Origin of the sequence: Brevundimonas sp. (assembly GCF_004210735.1) — a bacterium.
Lineage (GTDB): Bacteria > Pseudomonadota > Alphaproteobacteria > Caulobacterales > Caulobacteraceae > Brevundimonas.
The window spans coordinates 26,436-44,012 of sequence record NZ_SDZL01000009.1; the positions used below are offsets into that span (position 1 = coordinate 26,436).

At 64.3% G+C, this 17,577-nt stretch carries 17 protein-coding genes; 9 read left to right on the forward strand and 8 right to left on the reverse strand.

Annotated features, from left to right (window positions below):
* Nucleotides 1-115 precede the first annotated feature (115 nt).
* The 3 genes from EON91_RS03315 to EON91_RS03325 all read right to left on the reverse strand — a co-directional run bounded on the left by EON91_RS03315 (nucleotide 116) and on the right by EON91_RS03325 (nucleotide 1,833).
* Nucleotides 116-433 carry a hypothetical protein gene (locus tag EON91_RS03315; RefSeq protein ID WP_292091588.1) on the reverse strand — a complete coding sequence of 106 codons (318 nt, stop codon included), beginning with the start codon at nucleotides 431-433 and terminating at the stop codon, nucleotides 116-118.
* On the reverse strand, nucleotides 430-1,053 hold the full coding sequence (gene phaR / locus EON91_RS03320) for a polyhydroxyalkanoate synthesis repressor PhaR (protein WP_292091589.1): 624 nt from the start codon (nucleotides 1,051-1,053) through the stop codon (nucleotides 430-432). Before phaR ends, EON91_RS03315 begins: the two co-directional genes overlap by 4 nt.
* 69 nt (nucleotides 1,054-1,122) lie before the next feature.
* Complete coding sequence (locus tag EON91_RS03325) at nucleotides 1,123-1,833, reverse strand: hemolysin III family protein (protein WP_292091590.1); 711 nt, start codon at nucleotides 1,831-1,833, stop codon at nucleotides 1,123-1,125.
* 147 nt (nucleotides 1,834-1,980) lie between these two features.
* Between EON91_RS03325 and EON91_RS03330 the strand changes: the two genes are divergently transcribed.
* The 5 genes from EON91_RS03330 to neuC all read left to right on the forward strand — a co-directional run bounded on the left by EON91_RS03330 (nucleotide 1,981) and on the right by neuC (nucleotide 7,008).
* Nucleotides 1,981-3,165: an acetyl-CoA C-acetyltransferase gene (locus EON91_RS03330; RefSeq protein ID WP_292091591.1), complete on the forward strand. Its 1,185-nt coding sequence runs from the start codon at nucleotides 1,981-1,983 to the stop codon at nucleotides 3,163-3,165.
* A gap of 171 nt (nucleotides 3,166-3,336) precedes the next feature.
* Nucleotides 3,337-4,140, forward strand: a complete 804-nt coding sequence (locus tag EON91_RS03335; RefSeq protein ID WP_292091592.1) for an SDR family oxidoreductase — start codon at nucleotides 3,337-3,339, stop codon at nucleotides 4,138-4,140.
* Between the two features lie 5 nt (nucleotides 4,141-4,145).
* Nucleotides 4,146-5,228: an N-acetylneuraminate synthase gene (gene neuB / locus EON91_RS03340; RefSeq protein WP_292091594.1), complete on the forward strand. Its 1,083-nt coding sequence runs from the start codon at nucleotides 4,146-4,148 to the stop codon at nucleotides 5,226-5,228.
* Entirely contained in the window at nucleotides 5,225-5,845 is a 621-nt protein-coding gene (locus EON91_RS03345) for a NeuD/PglB/VioB family sugar acetyltransferase (protein ID WP_292091596.1), read from the forward strand. Before neuB ends, EON91_RS03345 begins: the two co-directional genes overlap by 4 nt.
* Complete coding sequence (gene neuC, locus EON91_RS03350; RefSeq protein ID WP_292091598.1) at nucleotides 5,842-7,008, forward strand: UDP-N-acetylglucosamine 2-epimerase; 1,167 nt, start codon at nucleotides 5,842-5,844, stop codon at nucleotides 7,006-7,008. Before EON91_RS03345 ends, neuC begins: the two co-directional genes overlap by 4 nt.
* Here the strand turns inward: neuC and EON91_RS03355 are convergent.
* Nucleotides 7,005-7,961 (reverse strand): Gfo/Idh/MocA family oxidoreductase, encoded by a 957-nt coding sequence (locus EON91_RS03355; protein ID WP_292091599.1) that lies wholly within the window; start codon nucleotides 7,959-7,961, stop codon nucleotides 7,005-7,007. The genes neuC and EON91_RS03355 overlap by 4 nt on opposite strands.
* Nucleotides 7,962-8,263: 302 nt before the next feature.
* Between EON91_RS03355 and EON91_RS03360 the strand changes: the two genes are divergently transcribed.
* From EON91_RS03360 to EON91_RS03370, 3 genes are read left to right on the forward strand one after another with little or no spacing between them, the layout of a single operon-like run.
* Complete coding sequence (locus EON91_RS03360; RefSeq protein WP_292091600.1) at nucleotides 8,264-9,358, forward strand: polysaccharide biosynthesis/export family protein; 1,095 nt, start codon at nucleotides 8,264-8,266, stop codon at nucleotides 9,356-9,358.
* Nucleotides 9,359-9,386: 28 nt separating this feature from the next.
* A complete protein-coding gene (locus tag EON91_RS03365; protein ID WP_292091602.1) occupies nucleotides 9,387-10,088 on the forward strand; it encodes a hypothetical protein in 702 nt (233 codons plus the stop codon).
* Entirely contained in the window at nucleotides 10,072-11,211 is a 1,140-nt protein-coding gene (locus EON91_RS03370; RefSeq protein ID WP_292091603.1) for a hypothetical protein, read from the forward strand. Before EON91_RS03365 ends, EON91_RS03370 begins: the two co-directional genes overlap by 17 nt.
* Before the next feature lie 79 nt (nucleotides 11,212-11,290).
* On the opposite strand, the gene EON91_RS03375 is transcribed toward EON91_RS03370, so the two are convergent.
* Together EON91_RS03375 and EON91_RS03380 are read right to left on the reverse strand one after the other, a co-directional pair.
* Entirely contained in the window at nucleotides 11,291-12,469 is a 1,179-nt protein-coding gene (locus tag EON91_RS03375; protein WP_292091604.1) for a LegC family aminotransferase, read from the reverse strand.
* A gap of 1 nt (nucleotide 12,470) precedes the next feature.
* Entirely contained in the window at nucleotides 12,471-13,508 is a 1,038-nt protein-coding gene (locus EON91_RS03380) for an SDR family NAD(P)-dependent oxidoreductase (protein WP_292091605.1), read from the reverse strand.
* Between the two features lie 119 nt (nucleotides 13,509-13,627).
* Between EON91_RS03380 and EON91_RS03385 the strand changes: the two genes are divergently transcribed.
* Nucleotides 13,628-14,593, forward strand: a complete 966-nt coding sequence (locus EON91_RS03385; RefSeq protein WP_292091606.1) for a hypothetical protein — start codon at nucleotides 13,628-13,630, stop codon at nucleotides 14,591-14,593.
* Between the two features lie 5 nt (nucleotides 14,594-14,598).
* On the opposite strand, the gene EON91_RS03390 is transcribed toward EON91_RS03385, so the two are convergent.
* A complete protein-coding gene (locus EON91_RS03390) occupies nucleotides 14,599-15,642 on the reverse strand; it encodes an ABC transporter permease (RefSeq protein WP_292091607.1) in 1,044 nt (347 codons plus the stop codon).
* Complete coding sequence (locus EON91_RS03395; RefSeq protein ID WP_292091608.1) at nucleotides 15,639-17,450, reverse strand: hypothetical protein; 1,812 nt, start codon at nucleotides 17,448-17,450, stop codon at nucleotides 15,639-15,641. Before EON91_RS03395 ends, EON91_RS03390 begins: the two co-directional genes overlap by 4 nt.
* Between the last annotated feature and the right edge of the window lie 127 nt (nucleotides 17,451-17,577).

The window sequence follows — 17,577 nt, forward strand, 5'->3', positions numbered from 1 at the left end:
GTCAAAGGCGCGGACGGCGAGGGCGAGGATCGAAGACATGGCGGGACATCCAGACGGGCTTGCACCCGTGGCCTAGCAAGCAACGGGCCAGCCGGGATTTCCCGCTCCGGGGATGTCAGATTTCGGTCCGGCTCTTTTGCCCGATCGGGGGGCGGCGGTCCCGCTCGCCCGAATGTTCCGTTTCCAGATAGGCGGTTCGGGCGGCTTCCAGTACCGGCTGGCCGCCCTTGAGGCCGCGCTTCTGGTCCGACTGCCCCATCATCTGGGCCGCGAAGGCCGGGTCGGGTTGAGCCGGGTCCGGGGCAGGACTTGCCGGGTCGCCGGCCTCGACCGTCTCGACCAGGGTCACCGGGACCAGATCGCGTCCGACTTCGGCGCGCCCTGCGACGCGCCGATCCGTCCTGCGACGCTCGCGCGGCGGGTCCTGGCTCAAGCGCCGCCCTTGCCGCCGCCCGCCAGTCGGTCGATCTGGGCCCGCATCTCGTCCATCTGGCGACGCATCTCGGCCAGCGGGTCGGTCGAGGATGCGGGGCGCGCCTCGTCCGACGCCGGCTCAGCCGTCCGGGCTGCGGGGGCCGAAAAGCCCGGCCACATGCGCACGGCGTTCTCGAACATCGCCATGTTGCGCCGCACCGCGTCCTCCATCAGCCCGGCGCCTGCCGCCCCGCCGAACGCGCGGCTGAACTGGTCGCGAAGCTGCTCCTGCTGGCGGGTGAAATTGTCCAGCGACATCTCCAGATAGCTGGGCAGCACGCCCTGCATCTGACCGCCGTAGAAGCCGATCAGCTGGCGCAGGAACTGCACCGGCAACAGGGCCTCGCCCCGGCTCTCTTCCTCGAAGATGATCTGGGTCAGAATCTGCCGCGTCAGGTCGTCATTGGTCTTGGCGTCATAGACCAGAAAGTCGACGCCCTCGCGCACCATGGCCGCCAGGTCCTCCAGCGTCACATAGGCGCTGGTGGCGGTGTTATAGAGCCGCCGGTTGGCGTATTTCTTGATGATGACGGGCTGGCCGTCCTTGGTCTTTCCGCCCTGGGATGTCTTGTTCGCCACGCTTGTTCTCGCGTTGTTGAAGCGGCCACTATTGTGCAGGTGCGGTGATTAAGCCAGCCCGCGTCGCGATCAGCCCGCCGTGGGCGCCAGCACCACGCCGATCAGCACCGCCGCCCAATGGACGCCTGCGCCCGCCACGACAAAGCCATGCCAGATGGCGCGCCGAAATTTCACTGTCGGGCGGATAAAGACGAATACCCCGGCCGTATAGATCAATCCGCCCAGCACCAGCAGGCCCAGCGCGATGGGGTGGACGGTGTCCATCATCGGCTTCAGCGCGATCACCGCAATCCAGCCGAACAGGATGTACACGCCGCTCCAGAAGGCGTCGGAAATCCGCGGCGCCAGCAGTTTGGCGCCCACCCCGGCAAAGGCCATGGTCCAGACCAGAGCCGTGAAGCCGATGGCCCACCAGCCCTCGAACCGCACCGTCGTAAAAGGGGTGTAGCTGCCGGCGATCATCAGGAAGATCGCCGCTTCATCCAGCCGCCGCAGCACCGGCCGCGCCGCGCACGGATGGGTCAGGTTATAGACGGTCGAGGCTGTCAGCATGGCGGTCAGGCACAGCGCATAGATCGCCGTGGCCACCGCCGCACCGACCCCCGCATAGATCGCCGCCAGCACGGCCAGCACCAGCCCGCCGATCGCCGCCAGCGTCAGGCCCGAGACGTGAACCCAGAGGTCAGCCAGCCGTTCGCCGCGCGTCTGGTAGTGCTCGACCATATCCAGTTCGTCCGGCGTGCAGACGTGGCGGGCGAGGCGTTTCAGCGTGCTCAGCATGGCCTTCTCAAGCCTCCGGAACCGGCTTCGTTCCCTAACATGATGCACAGTCTTGATCACCAGACGTTGAATCGCGCCGCTACAGGTGACGAAGCCCGCCGAATGCGGCAAAAGCGCCGCACAGATATTCGTCAGAGAGTGAAATTCATGTCCGACGCCCGCACCGAAGTGGTCATCGTCTCCGCCGCCCGCACCCCCGTCGGATCATTCCTGGGCGCCCTGTCGACCCTGTCGGCGTCCAAGCTGGGCGAGGTCGCCATCAAGGCGGCGCTGGACCGCGCAGGCGTCGCCCCGTCAGACGTGGACGAGGTCATCCTGGGCCAGGTGCTGCAGGCGGGCGCGGGCCAGGGCCCGGCGCGTCAGGCGTCGCTGGGCGCCGGCGTACCGATCGAGGCGGCTGCCTGGAGCCTGAACCAGCTGTGCGGCTCGGGCCTGCGCGCGGTCGCCCTGGCCTATCAGCAGATCGTGCAGGGCGACGCCCGGATCGTCGTCGCCGGCGGTCAGGAAAGCATGAGCCAAGCGCCGCACGCCCAACAGTTGCGCGCCGGTCAGAAGATGGGCGATCTGGCCCTGGTCGACACCATGATCAAGGACGGCCTGACCGACGCCTTCCACGGCTATCACATGGGTCAGACGGCCGAGAACATCGCCGCCAAATGGTCGATTGATCGCGCCGCCCAGGACGCCTTCGCCGTCGCCAGCCAGAACAAGGCCGAGGCCGCCCAGAAGGCCGGCAAATTTGTCGATGAGATCGCCGCGGTGACGATCTCGACCCGCAAGGGGGACGTGGTCGTGGATCAGGACGAATACATCCGTCACGGCGCGACCATCGAGGCCATGGAGAAGCTGCGCCCCGCCTTCCTCAAGGACGGCTCGGTGACCGCCGCCAACGCCTCTGGTCTGAACGACGGCGCCGCCGCCCTGGTGCTCATGTCCGCCGACGAAGCCAAGGCGCGCGGGCTGGAGCCGCTGGCCCGCATCGCGTCCTGGGCCACGGCGGGCGTCGATCCGTCGATCATGGGAACCGGACCGATCCCGGCCTCGAAGAAGGCTTTGGAGAAGGCCGGCTGGACTGTCGCCGATCTGGATCTGATCGAATCCAACGAAGCCTTCGCCGCCCAGTCGCTGTGCGTGGTCAAGGAATTGGGCCTCGACACGGCCAGGGTGAACGTCAACGGCGGCGCCATCGCCATCGGCCACCCGATCGGCGCCTCGGGCGCCCGTATCCTGACGACCTTGCTTCACGAGATGAAGCGCTCGGGCGCCAGGAAGGGTCTGGCCACCCTGTGCATCGGCGGCGGCATGGGCGTCGCCATGTGCGTCGAGCGATAGGCCGCCAACAGCAGGTTGAAAGCAAAAGGCCGGCGGATCGCTCCGCCGGCTTTTTTCATGGTCGGTTCAGCGCGCGCTGAGCGGATCAGTGAGCGCCCAGCTTGTGCCAAGGGGCCAGAATGGCTTAGCAACCTCCCACCTTTGTCTACCCCGACGTCAATTGGAAACCAGATGGATTCTCAATCTCCCGCCCTGTCGGATCTGCTCTCGCTCAAGGGGCGTCGCGCCCTCGTTGTCGGTGGGGCGGGGCTGCTGGGATCCCAGATCAGCGAAGTCCTGGCCGAACTGGGCGCGACGGTCGTCGTGGCCAGCCGCGACGTGCAGAAATGCCAGACTTTCGTCGACGGATTGAAGGCGCGCTATCCGGCTGAGCACGGGGCTCTGCAGATCAACATGCTGGACGCCGATTCCGTAAAGGCCTGCATCCAGTCGTTCGCCGACGAAGGGCCGATGAATATTCTGGTGAACTGCGCTTGGTCGGGCGCAAAGAACAGTCTGGAGACCATCGACGAGGCGGACTGGACCTACGACATCGACATGTCGCTGAACGGCGTGTTCCGGGTCGTCAAGGCGTCCATTCCCGCGCTGAAGGAAAGCAAGGGTGTCATCCTCAATATCGCCTCGATGTACGGACACGTGGCTCCGGATTATCGCCTCTATGACGGCAAAACCTACGCCAATCCGCCCAGCTATGGCGCGGCCAAGGCGGGCGTGCTGCAGTTCACCCGCTATCTGGCCAGCTTCCTGTCGGCTGACGGCATTCGCGCCAACTGCCTCAGCCCTGGACCCTTCCCCTATCCCTCGACCATCGCTGCGGCGCCGGAATTCATCGGCCGCCTGGCCGCCAAGAATCCGCTGAACCGCATCGGCACGCCGCATGAAATCAAGGGCGCCGCCGCTCTGCTGTGCTCGGATGCCTCCAGCTACATGACGGGGCAGAACATCTGCGTCGACGGTGGATGGGCCGCCTGGTGACGGAAATGAGTGCGAAGCGCTGCACGATCATCGCCGAGGCGGGGGTCAACCACAATGGTGACCTGGATCTCGCTGTAGCCCTGGTCGAAGCGGCGGCCGACGCCGGCGCCGACATCGTCAAGTTCCAGACCTTTGATGCGACCAAGCTGGTTACGCGTCGGGCGCCGACGGCCGCCTATCAAAAGCGTAATTTCGACGCCGGCGACACCCAGTTGAAGATGCTGCAGGCGCTGGAGCTGTCGGAGGCTGATCACCGCGTCCTGTCCGACCGCTGCGACGCTCGGGGCATCGAATTCCTGTCGACGCCGTTCGACATCGAATCCGCGCGCTTTCTGGTGAACAGCCTGGGCGTCAAGCGAATCAAGGTCGGCTCGGGCGAACTGACCAACGCTCCCATGTTGCTGGCCCTGACGCGGCTGGGCCTGCCCATGATCCTGTCGACCGGCATGGCCCGTTTGGCGGAGGTTGAGGAAGCCCTGTCGGTAGTCGCCTTCGGCATGATCGCGGAACCGACCGCGCGTCCGTCGGTCGCGGCCTTCGCCGAGGCCTATGCGTCGGTCCAGGCACGTGCCGCCCTCAGTCGCGTCACCGTCATGCAGTGCACGACCGAATACCCGGCGCCGTATGACGAGGTGAACCTCAAGGTCATGGACGTCTATGCCCGCGCCTTCGGCGTGTTACCGGCCTATTCGGACCACACGCCGGGTATCGACATCTCCTTGGCCGCAGCCGCCTTGGGTGCGACGGCGATCGAGAAACACTTCACCCTGTCCCGGGACATGGAGGGGCCCGATCACAAGGCTTCTCTGGAGCCGTCCGAACTGCGCGCGCTGGTGCAGGGGGTGGACCGTATCGGTCGAGCCATGGGCGACGGCGTCAAGCGTCCGCAGCCGTCCGAAATTCCCAATATCGCCGTCGCGCGCAAATGCCTGGTCGCTGCTTGCGATATTGCGGTGGGCGAGGTGCTGACCGAGACGAACCTGACTGTAAAACGCGCTGGCGGAGGCATGGCTCCGATCGCCATGTTCGACCTGCTGGGCCGACCGGCCGCGCGCGCCTATGCCGTTGATGAAGTGATCCTGCCATGAACCGGTCTGTCCTGTTGATCGGTGGCGGCGGGCATGCACGCGTCGTGCTCGACGGCCTTCTGGCCATGGGCCGCTTCTGCCTCGGCGTAACCGCGCGTGAGGCGCCGGATCTAACCGACCTGGCCTATATCGGCGACGACGAGGCGGCCTTCCGGCGCTTTCCTCATGGAACCGAGGCGGCACTGGGTCTGGGCGGCACGCCGCGTCAGGGCGCTTCGGGGACGGCGCTGCGTCGGCGGGTCTATGACCAGTATGTCGAGCGTGGATTTCACTTTCCCCCGGTGGTCGGGCGCGGCGTCATCATGGCGCCCGATGTTGTGCTGGAAGACGGCGCTCAGGTGATCGCCGGCGCGATCCTGCAGCCCAACGTGCGCATTGGACGCAACGCCATGATCAATACCGGCGCGCGCGTGGATCACGATACGGTGGTGGGCAGCCACGCCATGGTCGCGCCGGGCGCGATCCTCTGCGGCGGCGTGGAGATCGGCGTCGGGGCCTATATCGGCGCGGGCGCAACCGTTTTGCAGGGAGTTCGCATCGGCGCTGACGCCGTCGTGGCGGCCGGAGCGGTCGCCACCGCCGACCTGCCGGACGGTGGATATGTGAGCCGGCGATGAGCGGACGCAAGATCCGTATCGGTGTGTTTACCGCCACGCGGGCCGAGTATGGGTTGCTGTATCCAGTTCTCTCGGCGATGCGTGAGTCTGAACGGTTGGAGGCGGTTCTGATCGTCAGCGGGACCCATCTGTCGCCTGATCATGGCATGACGATTGCCGAGATTGAAAACGACGGACAGACCATCGCTGCGCGCATTCCTATCCAGCAACCAGGCGACGACGGCCTCTCCGTTGGGCTGGCGATGGCTGCAGCGCTCAAGGGCTGCGCCGAGGCGTTCGACACTCTGGATCTCGACGCCGTCCTGCTATTGGGCGACCGGACCGAACTATTGAGCGCGGCCGCTGCGGCTACGGCCCTGCAGTTGCCGATCCTGCACCTTGAGGGTGGTCATGTGACCGAGGGGGCGGTGGACGACGCCGTTCGCCACGCGATCACCAAGCTGGCGGCCCTGCATTTCACAGCGGCCGAGCCCTACCGTCAGCGGATCATTCAAATGGGCGAGGATCCCGAGCGGGTGTTCACCGTCGGCTCCACCGGGCTTGACAATCTGATGGCCGAAGGCGTGCGTTCGGTCGACGAAATCGGCGCCGAGATCGGCCTGGACCTGTCGCCGGCCTTCCTGTTGGTCACCTTTCATCCTGAGACCCTGGGGACCCAAGCGCCCGAGGTTCAGATGGCGGCCCTGCGGCAGGCGCTGGACAGCTTGTCCGACTTCAAGGTGCTGTACACCCTGCCGAACGCGGATGAGGGCAACAAGGCGATCCGTCGGGCGATCGCACACCATGTCGCTGCCGCGTCTGACCGCGTCTTCGCTGTCGAATCCTTGGGCCGGCGGCGGTACGCATGGGCCCTTTCCGCAGCGGCCGCGGTGGTCGGAAATTCCTCCAGCGGCGTTATCGAGGCCCCGGCGCATCGCGTGGCGACGATCAACATCGGCGATCGTCAGCGGGGGCGATTGCGCGCGACCAGCGTCCTGGATGTGCCTGCCGAGGCCGACGCCATCAGCGAGGCTATACGCCAGGGGGTCAGCCCTGAGTTTCGCCACCTGATCCGCAATCAGATCAATCCCATGGGGGATGGCGTGGCGGGCCGTCGGATCGTCGAGATCCTGGAGACCGCGACCTTTGAAACGCTGGGCCGAAAGCGCTTCCGCGACCTCTAGGCGGCAGGCGGCTTGCCCGCCATAGGCCCATAGATGGCGCGCGTTCGCGACAGATGGTCGTGAATGTCGGGCAGATCGGCCGCATCTTCGCCGGTGAGGAAGGCGCGAGTCATGCGCAGCAGGCCGGGCTTGTGGCCGTCTGTGGCGTCAGCGCTCTCTGGGAACTCCATGGCGAAGGACCCGCGCTGCTGGACCGCCAGCCGCTCCATCGGTTTCAGAATGAAGCGGCGCGTTCTGCTGGCGATTTCAACCGCCCATCCGCCTGGTGCGTCCCAGTCGGCGGAATAGGAGAACATTACCCCGTCGCGCGTCATGCCGCCGCCCTGAAACCGCGCTGCGCTGGGGTGCCAGGAAAGCGAACCGTAGACGCGCGGCGTCCATTCGCGGGGCTCTCCGGCGAGGTGAAAGGCGGTGTCGATGACGTGCGTGGAGTTGGCCAGAAGCCAGTTGTCCAGCACTTCCTGTGGATAGCCGATCTTGACGATGGCGTCGGCGGACTCGGTGAAGCTGAAGGTCATCGACACTGCGCCGCCATCTTCCTGCAGGCCAGCGCGGGCCTGGCGGACGGATTCGTAGAAACGGCGATTGTAGGCCACCCGGATGTCCGTGCCGGTCTCCAGGGCCATGGCGGAGATTCTGGCGAGGGTCGCCTCGTCAGTCCCGCCCGGCTTTTCCAGAAGTATATGACGGCAGTTGGCGTGCATTAGTTGTTCAGCGACAGCTTCCAGCTCGGGAATATCAATTGCGACGATGGCGCTGGACGGCGCATCGGCAGCTTTCAAGGCGGCAGCGACGCCGCCGGGGCGGCACTCGACCCCGGTTTCCTGTTTAAACGCGCGAGCGGAAGCATCGCCACGACCGATGACGATAAAGGGCGTGCCCAGGGTCGTCAGGACTTTCGCATATGACAGACCCATGCGTCCGGCGCCGACCAGCCAAACCCGTTCCCGCATGTTCATCCCTCCATCAGTCGCTTGCCATCACGCGCCGCGTAAGCCCTCGTCGTCCGGATGGACCCAGGCCGTTGGCTGACGTCCTAGCCAGCGAGAGGCGAAGAAGACAGTAAAACCAGCGTTTGGGCGACTGTGAAGCGTAGGTCATCGGTTCATTGACGTTCAGACTCGAAGAATGAACCGCCCCTCTTGAACGCCCATTTCAGCCATGGCACGGCAAGGTCACATTTAGCGCGGTGGCCGCTGGACAGTTTCCCCGGAAACGCCGACAGTTCGCCGTCTACCGCAGCAGGGATGGCGCGATGAGATTTTCGAAGATGGCGCTGGTCGCCTCTTCGGGCAGCCTGTTGTTTGCAACGGCCTGTGCGAATGTTCCCGCCGATGGACCGTCCACCGGCGCAATAGCCTCGGCAGCGAACGAAGGCTCGGTTCGGATCGAGCCGTTGACCATGGCGGCGGCGGCGACATGGACGCACCCCTTTGCGCGGCCAGAAATCGGCGCGGGCGGCGTCAGCTCTCGTCCCTTGGCCAATCGCATTGAGGTCGGGGACCGTCTGAACGTCGCCGTCTACGAAGCGCTCGACGAGGGCGTGTTCGCCACATCGGGCCAGAGAGGCTCTCAATTCACTGACGTTCTTGTCGAGCCCGACGGCGCGATCCGCCTGCCTTACGCCGGCGCCATTCCCGCCGCGGGGCGGTCCGCAGATGAGGTTCGGCAGGCCATCATCAACAACGTCCGCCGCTTCACCGTTCGGCCTGATGCGACTGTGATGGTGGCCAGCCGCAACATGGGCAGCGTGTCGGTGGGCGGTGCGGTGCGCACCCCCGGCCGCTGGATCGTCGGTCAGGACGTTGTCACGGTCCTGGATGCCATTTCTATGGCCGGAGCCCCGTTGGAGGCCCCACACGGCTCGACTGTTATCGTCAGGACGGCGAACGGAACGACGACTACCAGCCTGGCCCAGATCGCGTTCGGCCCTTCCACGCGCCTGACCGGCGACACGGAAATTGTCGTAGCTGCGACCCCGGCGCGCTTCCAAGCCCTGGGCTCCGTGCGTATGCCCGGTTCGAAGGACATAACGACGGCGGGCTTGAATCTTCTGGACGCGCTAAGCTCCGTAGGAGGTCTCGACGGTGCGCGGGCCAACCCCCGGGGCGTCTTCGTGTTCCGCAAAGCTGCGCCGGATGATGCTGACCAACGTCCTTTGGTCTATCAGCTCAATATGGGCGACGCGGGGGCCTTCGCCATCGCGACGGCCTTCCCCGTGCTGCCGAACGACACGATCTACGTAACCGAGGCGCCGGTCGCTCAGTGGACCAAGATTCTGGCTGCTATCCAGGGGACAATCAGTGTCGGGGCGTCAGCGGCCACGGTCGACAGGCTGGTTCGCAATTGATGACCATCTGCGACTGCGGGCTTTTGCGATGCTGATCCTAGACAATGTCGAGGTGTGGGACGGCGAAACCCGAGAACCCGTCTTCGAGAACCTATCCTTCAAACTGGGTCGACGACGCGCTTTGGTCTTCTCCGAGGACGAGAGGCTGACGGCGGCCTTCCTCCGACTGGTCATCGGACATCGTCCGGCTGGTGGGTCCGTGGTTCTTGACGGTCGTCCGTCGTGGCCGATCGGCCAGAGCGGCATAGTCCGCGGCTTGGTCACAGGCCGCGAGTTCATCCGTTTCCTGGCGTCGATCTACAATCTGGACAGTTCGGCCTGCCTGGCGGATGCCGAGCGCTGGTTCAGCGCGGACCTGCTGGCGACCACCACCAATCTTTGGTCCTCCAAAGAGCGAGCACGGCTGGAACGTCTCTGTGTTCTGTGGCCGGACTTCGACGTCTACCTGACCTACGGCGCAGGCGGCACCGGAGATCCGGTTTTCGATCAGGAATGGACGGAACGTTTCGACGCTCGCCTCCAGGGGCGCGGCATGATCGCCATCGCGCCTCCGTTTGAGCCTTGGGCTAACTGGTGCGATATCGTCGTCCTGTTAAGGAGCGACGAGGTTGTATGCTACGAGACAGTCGCGGATGCTCTGACGGCGGCGACAGCGGTTGAGACCGGTGATCTCCTGGACAGAGCGCCTAGCCGACGCGAGGAACAGGCTGAAGATGACATTCTCCTCTAGTTTCGATTTCGCCTCGCGTTTCCAGAAAACCCGGGACGGCAGGGTCTGGTTTATCCTCTTGGGCGCAGGGGCGGCCGGGGCGGTAGTCGGTCTGCTTTATGCGATCATTCTCGCCCTGCCGCTCTTTACCTCGCAGGCGACGGTTGTCGTGCGGGGCGGCGCGACGGAATCGCAGGGCGGTGGGTCAGGCTTCAACCCGCTTCGACGCGGAGCTGGGGCTGCGGATGCATTGGGAATGCTGGACGGCACTCTGGTGCAAGACTATCTGCGTACGCCGGATGCCATGGAGGCGCTCGACAAGCGGGTAGGTCTCTTCCGTGCGTTCCCGAACGGCAGCCTGGACCCGGCTCATCCCTTGCCGAGAAATCCTTCGAATGAGGCCAGGCTGAAATTCTATCGCTCGGTCGTATCCGCGCGCTTCAGTCTGACCCGCCAAGTGGTGGACATCGAGGCGTCCGGAAGGACCCCGGCCCAGGCTCAGCGCCTGGCGCGAGGGGTCGTGCAGGTCTCGGAAGAGTTCATCAACCGATACAATGCCCGCGTCCGGCAGGACTTCGTTACGACGGCCGAACAGGAACTCGCGGCGGCGGCTCAGAAGCTGGCGGCTGCGCAGGCCAATATGGCGACCCTGCGCAACGCCACCGGTCGACTGGACCCAGCAGCCGAAGCCACGATGATCGGGTCGATCATTCAGCAGTTGGAGATTCAGAGGGTTGGCGTCGCGGCCGAGGTGCAGGCCATGCAGAACCTGGGTGGCCCCGACAGCCCCCGCCTGCAGCGATTGAGCGCCGAACTTAGTCAACTGGATCGATCGATCGAGGCGCAGCGCGCGCGTCTGGTCGGTAGCGCAGGCGCCGTGTCGGGGGCTTTGGCCTCCTTCGAGACGGCGTCCGCTGAGCATGAGTTCGCGGCGCAGAGCGTCGAAGAGGCGCGCAAAGAAGTCTCGTCGGCCAAGGCGAACTACGCACGCCAGCACAAATATCTTTTGACCGTTGCTTCGCCCAGCGAGCCCACCCGTCGAAGCTGGCCGCGCCTGCCGTCCGCTATCCTGGTCGGCGCTCTGGTCGGATTGTTCCTGGGCGCGATCAGCATGCTGCTGTTGCGGGCCTTCCCGGTTCGATAAGGCTGGCGGGGCCGCCACGGAATGTGGACGGAACCCTGTGCGGTTCCATCCACCAGCCGTCCTTATTCCTGCGGCGATATCAGGCGATGGCGGTCGACGTCATCAAGGATGGGCTGGACGGGATGTTGAGCAAGCGGTTCTCGATGTCACGTGCGACGGTCAGATCGCCGTACCGCAGAGAGTCCTTCAGGTAGGGCAGGTCGACCATCAGGGTCCAGCACGGACGCGCTTCGATCCCCTCGGCATGAAGGGCTTCCAGGGCATCGTTACGGGCGGTCAGGTCCGGCAGCATGATCGCCTGAAGCCAGTAGTTAGAACGGATGCCGGCGGCCTCCTTGACGAATTGCGCGTCAGCGCAGCCTTGGAACAGAGCCTCGTACCGGTCGGCCAACTCGCGTTTGGCGCGAATGAAACCGTCCAACTGCTCCATCTGCGCCAACCCTAGGGCGGCGTTCAGATTGGGCATTCGGTAGTTGAAGCCCATTTCGTCATGGAAGAAGGTCCAGCCACGCTTGGCCCGAGCTGTAGTTGTCAGGTGCTTCAATCGGACGGCCAGAGCCTCGTCATTGGTGACGATCGCGCCGCCGCCGCCGGTGGTGACCACCTTGTTGCCGTTGAAGCTGAGCGCCGCGGCGACGGATAGCGAGCCCGCTTGGCGTCCGTCGCGGGACGCGCCGAGGCTCTCGGCCGCGTCCTCGACCACGACGACGCCGTACGCTGCGCAGATTTCGGACAGTCGAACGACATCTATGACCTGCCCGAAAATGTGCACGGGCAAGGCCGCCCGAACGCGCTGTCCTTCGTACCAGACCCCGTCGACCCGTCTCTCGCAAGCCTGAAGAAAGCGTTCGACCTCGGCCAGGGATAGCCCCAGGGTATCCAGATCCGAATCCAGGAACACTGGTTGCGCGCCCGTGTAGAGGACCGCGTTCACGGTGGCGACGAAGGTGAGCGCCGGGCAAATCACCAGGTCGCCGTGTCCGACGCCCAGCGTGTGAAGCAGGGCGTGGATCGCAGCTGTGCCGTTCATCGTCGCCACGCCGAAGGCGCAGCCCGACCGGCGAGCCACTTCGTTTTCGAACTGCACGACATAATCGCCGACCGAAGAGACGTAGGTGCTGTCGATGCAGTCGGCGACATAGTCTTTTTCCCGTCCCCCGAAAGTCGGGGCGTGGAGAGGGACGCGACCTTGTTGGCCAAGATCTTCGCGCAGGAAGGAGGCGAGCCGCTTGACGGCGGAGGACGAGTAAGCGGTCATGTCAGACGTTGTAGCGCCCCGTCTTGTACAGTTTGAGGTTCTCCGGGTTGGTGAACCATTCGATGGTCTCCGACAGACCGCGGCGCAGCCCTTCAACGCCGCCGTAGCCGGGGGTCCAGTCGAGCAGTTCCCGAGCGCGGGAATTGTCAGCCCACAGACGTTCGACCTCGCTGGCGCTGGGTCGGACGCGGGCAGGGTCGAGTTGAACATCGGGCTCGACTCCGACCAGCTTGCAGATCTCGGTCGCCAGATCGCCGATCGAAATTTCGAAATCCGATCCCAGGTTGATGGTCGATCCGGCGGGCGCGCGCTCGATGCCGGCGATCATGCCGGCGACGGTGTCCTTCACGAAGTTGAAGTCCCGCGTTGGGGTCAGGGCGCCCAACTGGATGTGGCCATTGTTGGCGATGGCCTGGCTGATGATGGTGGGGATGACGGCGCGGGCCGACTGGCGCGGGCCATAGGTGTTGAACGGCCGGCAGACGAACAAGTCCATGTCGAAAGACCGATGGAAGGAAAGCGCCATCTGGTCCGCACCGATCTTGGACGCCGCATACGGCGATTGGGCTTCCAACGGGTGGCTCTCGTGGATCGGAACGGACTGGGCTGTGCCGTAAACCTCGGATGTCGAGGTGTGGAGCATGCGCGAACCATTGGCGCGTGCAGCTTCAAGCACGTTCAGGGTGCCGATGACGTTAGTCTCCACGTAAGAGCGCGGCGCTGCGTAGGAGTAGGGAATGGCGATCAAGGCGGCCAAGTGGAAGACCATGTCGCAGCCCTTGATCGCCTGCATGCAAGTCGACAGGTCACGCACGTCACCGGAAATCGTCTCGAACTGGCCGGCGACGTCGGGTGCGCAATTGTCCAGCCAGCCGTCGGAGTTGAACGAGTTGTAAAGGGTCATGGCGCGCACTTCGTGTCCGGCGCGGACAAGCGCCTCCGTCAAATGCGAACCGATGAAGCCGTCACCACCGGTAACGGCGATTTTCTTACCCATTAAGATCTCCAGGAATTTGCCGGCTGTGACGCCGACCTTCATAGCTCGATGTCATTTAACATTCGCGTCGCAAAATCCCATCCACATTAGATTGAAAACTGCGTTGCGTTCGGGAGACCAAAAACTTAGTTGCCTAGTATCTTTTTCCAGTAGGCCTTTGAATGCAAAACAAGTTCAAACCGGCGGTGCTTCTGATCGGCCTGGGCAATATCGGATTCAGACATCTGCAGGGACTGGAGCCGTTGTCGAAGCAGATCGCCTTGGATGGTATGGACCCGTCGGGCGCCGCGCTGGATAGGGCCAGGAGCCAATGGGCCAGTTATGCAGGCTCGACGGGGCGCTTCGCTGAGAATTTGTCCGGATTGGACGGTGACGCCCAGGTCGTGATCTTGGCCACGCCGGCGGACGGGCGTGAAAGCTTGATCGAGACGATCCTAACTGACCGTAAGGTTGGGACGATGGTTATTGAGAAGGTCGCCTTCAACGCGCGCGGGTCCTTTACCCGCATGGCTTCCCGTCTGGAAGCGGATGGGGTGCTGGGGGTGGTCAACTGTCCTCGGCGGTTGTGGCCACGTTACCGTGCGCTGGCCGAAAGGATTCGATTGACCGGCACACCGGTGCGGATGACCGTTCGTGGCAGCAACATCGGGCTGGCTTGCAATGGGGTTCACTTCATCGATCTGCTTCAGATGCTGGCTGGCGAGGCAGAGGTCCGGCCAACGGATTCACGTATTTCCGATCCGTTCCCGGCCAAGCGCGAAGGATACTATGAGGTTTTTGGATCCTCGTCATACGGCACGCCGTCCGGTTCGAGCCTAACTCTTGTCGTGGAGGCGGATGCGCCCAAACAAACCGAAATTCAGCTCGAATTCGGCGACACGACTCTGACAATCGTCGAGGCAACCGGGGTCATGTCGGATGAACGCGACGAGATTATCGACGTGGTTCGGGCGGTCTATCAGAGCGAGTTGACAGCCGAGGTGGTTGCAAAGCTGTTGTCGGGTCAGGATTGCGGCTTGCCGGATCTGACTGTCAGCGCCATCGCCCACAATGCGCTGTTCGTCGCCTTGGAACCGGCCTTTGATCGCGCCGGCCTGATGGCGCAGGGCAGGCTGCCTATCACGTGACAGGCTCAGACCTTGCGGCGATTGGCGGCGTAGAGGATTAGGCCCAGGGTCAACATGGCCATGCTGCTGACGGTCGCGTAGGCCAGGGAAACATCGTGGCTCTCATAGGTCGTGAAATAGGCCGAGCGGAGATGCTGCAGGGCGTTTAGGAGCGGATTCAGCAACAGGGGTTTGGCGATAAAATCGGGCAGCTGTTCGGTGACGAACAGGACGCCGGATGAGTAGATCAGAAGGCGGGCTGTCCAAGGCACGCCGCGTTGTAGCACAGGAACATAGGCGCACAGGGTGCGCAGGATGATCCCGAGCGAGAACGCCATTACCAGGATGACGCACCACGTGAGCAGCACGTCCACGGGCCGCTCGACGGGGGCGCCCAGGCCAAACAGGCCCAGGAACATCAGGACTGCAATGCCGGCCAGGGTGTAGATCACTCCATAGGCGAGGGCGCGGCACGCCAGAATATCGACGGCTCGGATGCGCGGTATCAGGATCAGCGACTCGTCGACAGGGCCGACGGCGCAGCGGATATAAGTCATGCGGAACATGAACCATGCCGAGGTTCCGACGACGGCGAACGGCAGGGGGTCCATGTCGACGATGTTGGTGTACCCAAGCGCGAGATAGATGGCCAAGATGATGCCGATCTGCATCAGAGGCTCGATCACGATCCACACGGATGCGGCGGGGCCTGCGCGGCGTAGCAGCAAAAGCGTCCGTAGCGTCAGGGGCGCCAGGGTCTGCAGTCGACTCAGCGGGGGCGCGGGCGGAGCGGCCACCATCACCGTGTCGAGCGAGGGGTCGATCTGCGCCGCGGGAAGGTCTTCGGACCAATCGCGGACCCTGCCCCCTACAAGATCCAGCTCATAGGAACGGATCGCGGCATTGAGGCTGCGGACCGTGTTCTTGGCGCCGGCGGCAACGCGAGACGGCAGCTTGCGTAAGCTGTCGCGTCGCTGCGCCCGCAGGCTTTGATAGATGGCGGCGCGTTCCTTGCCGGTTTTGGCAAGCGACGCCTCAACGGCGCGCCGAACGGTGTCGTACTCGCTCATGCCGACACGCCCATCCAGACCCGCGTTTCGTTCCGCGACACCTGTTCGAGCGCCTTTCCGCGCCAATAGGGGTCCTCCGGAGCCATGGCGGTGATGATCCGATCCGCCGCCCCATGGTCCAGCAAATGGGGATTCTGCTGGAAATAGACCTCTCGGGTCATCTCCAGACTCTGCCGTTCAGGCCCGCATACGAAAAAGTCGCTAAGAATTCTCTTGGCGTCTTCCGCCGTTTCGGCTGTGAGCGCGACGCCCAAGCGGGTAAAATCGACCGGTACATCGACCCCCGGATTTATGATCAGGACCGGCATCCCGTGCTGGGCCGCCCGCATGGCGACGTTGCTGACGACTGTGCACAGCACCGCATGATCCATCAATGCCGAATGCGTGCCGCCGGCAGGAAGAATCTTGCTGGCGACACCTGGCCAACGCTCGAGGATCGCACGAGACCGTGCAATGTCGGAGGCCGTTTCGTCAGGATGAGGCGACACTGACAGAACGACATCACCGAGGGCGCTGCAGGCGGCGGCCACCATATCGAGGGCGGCGGCCGAGACGTCATCTAACGGCTGCGAGGCGAATATTACGCTGCGGGGGGGCGTTGCATGGTGGTCGCGGTCATTGTTCTGACCGATATCGACGTGACCGGCGAAGATGAATTGCTCGGACGCAACGCCGAAGCGCGTCTGGAAGATGTCGCGCTGCGAATCGTCCAGAACGCCGACACGTTCGGCCACGGGCATAGGGTCGCGGTCCGAGGTGCCGATCATCAGGGTTTGCAACTCGACGGTGGGCGCCTCGGCCGCGCGTGCGGCCGATACGATCAGTCCTCCGAAAGGGGAGCCAAGGGGCACGGAGGCGACGAAGCGGGGACGTTGCCGCGCAAACTGGCGACTGATTTCTGAGGCCAGGACCAGGCTCGGTCCCAGGCTCGACACTATGAACGCGCCGCACCCCTCAAGGATCGCGGCCCGTTGGCCAGTCGTGAACCTGAATTCCAGGGCTTGATCGATTTGCTTCAGCAAGAGTGTGCGGACCCCGGCTAGCGGGGTGCGGGACTGCGAGGATTGCGGTTGCCGGACAAGGAGCGTCTTGGCGCCCAGCGCGGCGGCCGCGCCGGTCGCCCGGACGACGTTGCTGGTGCGCCGGGTGAAGGGTTGGATCAGAACTGATCCTTGAGAGGTAGCGGCCGCCAGTAGCGCCCGCACCGTCTGACTGTGTCGGAATTCAATCTTCCGGCGCAGGTCGCCCACGATCACAGCCTTGTCCTCGACATCGAGCCGCCCGGGTTTCCACTTTTCCGCCGCCGTGGCAAATGCGGCCCATGCGTCCTCGGCGCGAACATCAGCCGAACTGTCTCTTCGGGCGACGAAACGGGCGGCCCCCCGCCGACCAGTCGGGCCTAGATCGTGCGTGACCGCAATCCCGGCAGCGCGGAAGTGCGCCTCTAGGTCATCCACGGGATCGTCGCCTTCGATCAGATGAACGACGCGTGCGCCCATGGTCCGAGCGGCGTCATCCGCGATCTCCAGTCGGCGCAGTCTCAGAGCGAGTTCAGGCTTTAGCCTGAGCATCAGGGCGTTGCGGTGAGTGCGGATCAGAGCGTTCCACGGTGGCGGCGCTGCTGTCTGCATGACGTCCAGCGCCAGTTCGGCGCCGGCCTTGGCGGTTGTGTACCAGGTCTCATTGAGCGACCGGCGGCGCGGGTCCCGACACATGCCCAGGCCAAGGCCCGAGAAATCAAGCAGATCGCTCGCCTGGTCATCTGAAAACCAGTCCGCCACGTCAGCATCGACGTTCGGGCCGATCACGCAAAGGCGCGGGCCGGCGGCTGCGAGGAAGGTATCAACCGCTTGGCGGGCCGATCGGAGCTTTCGCGAACCGGACGGCAGTCGCGAGGCGAACAGGACATCGGACAGTCGACGGCGTCGGGCCCGC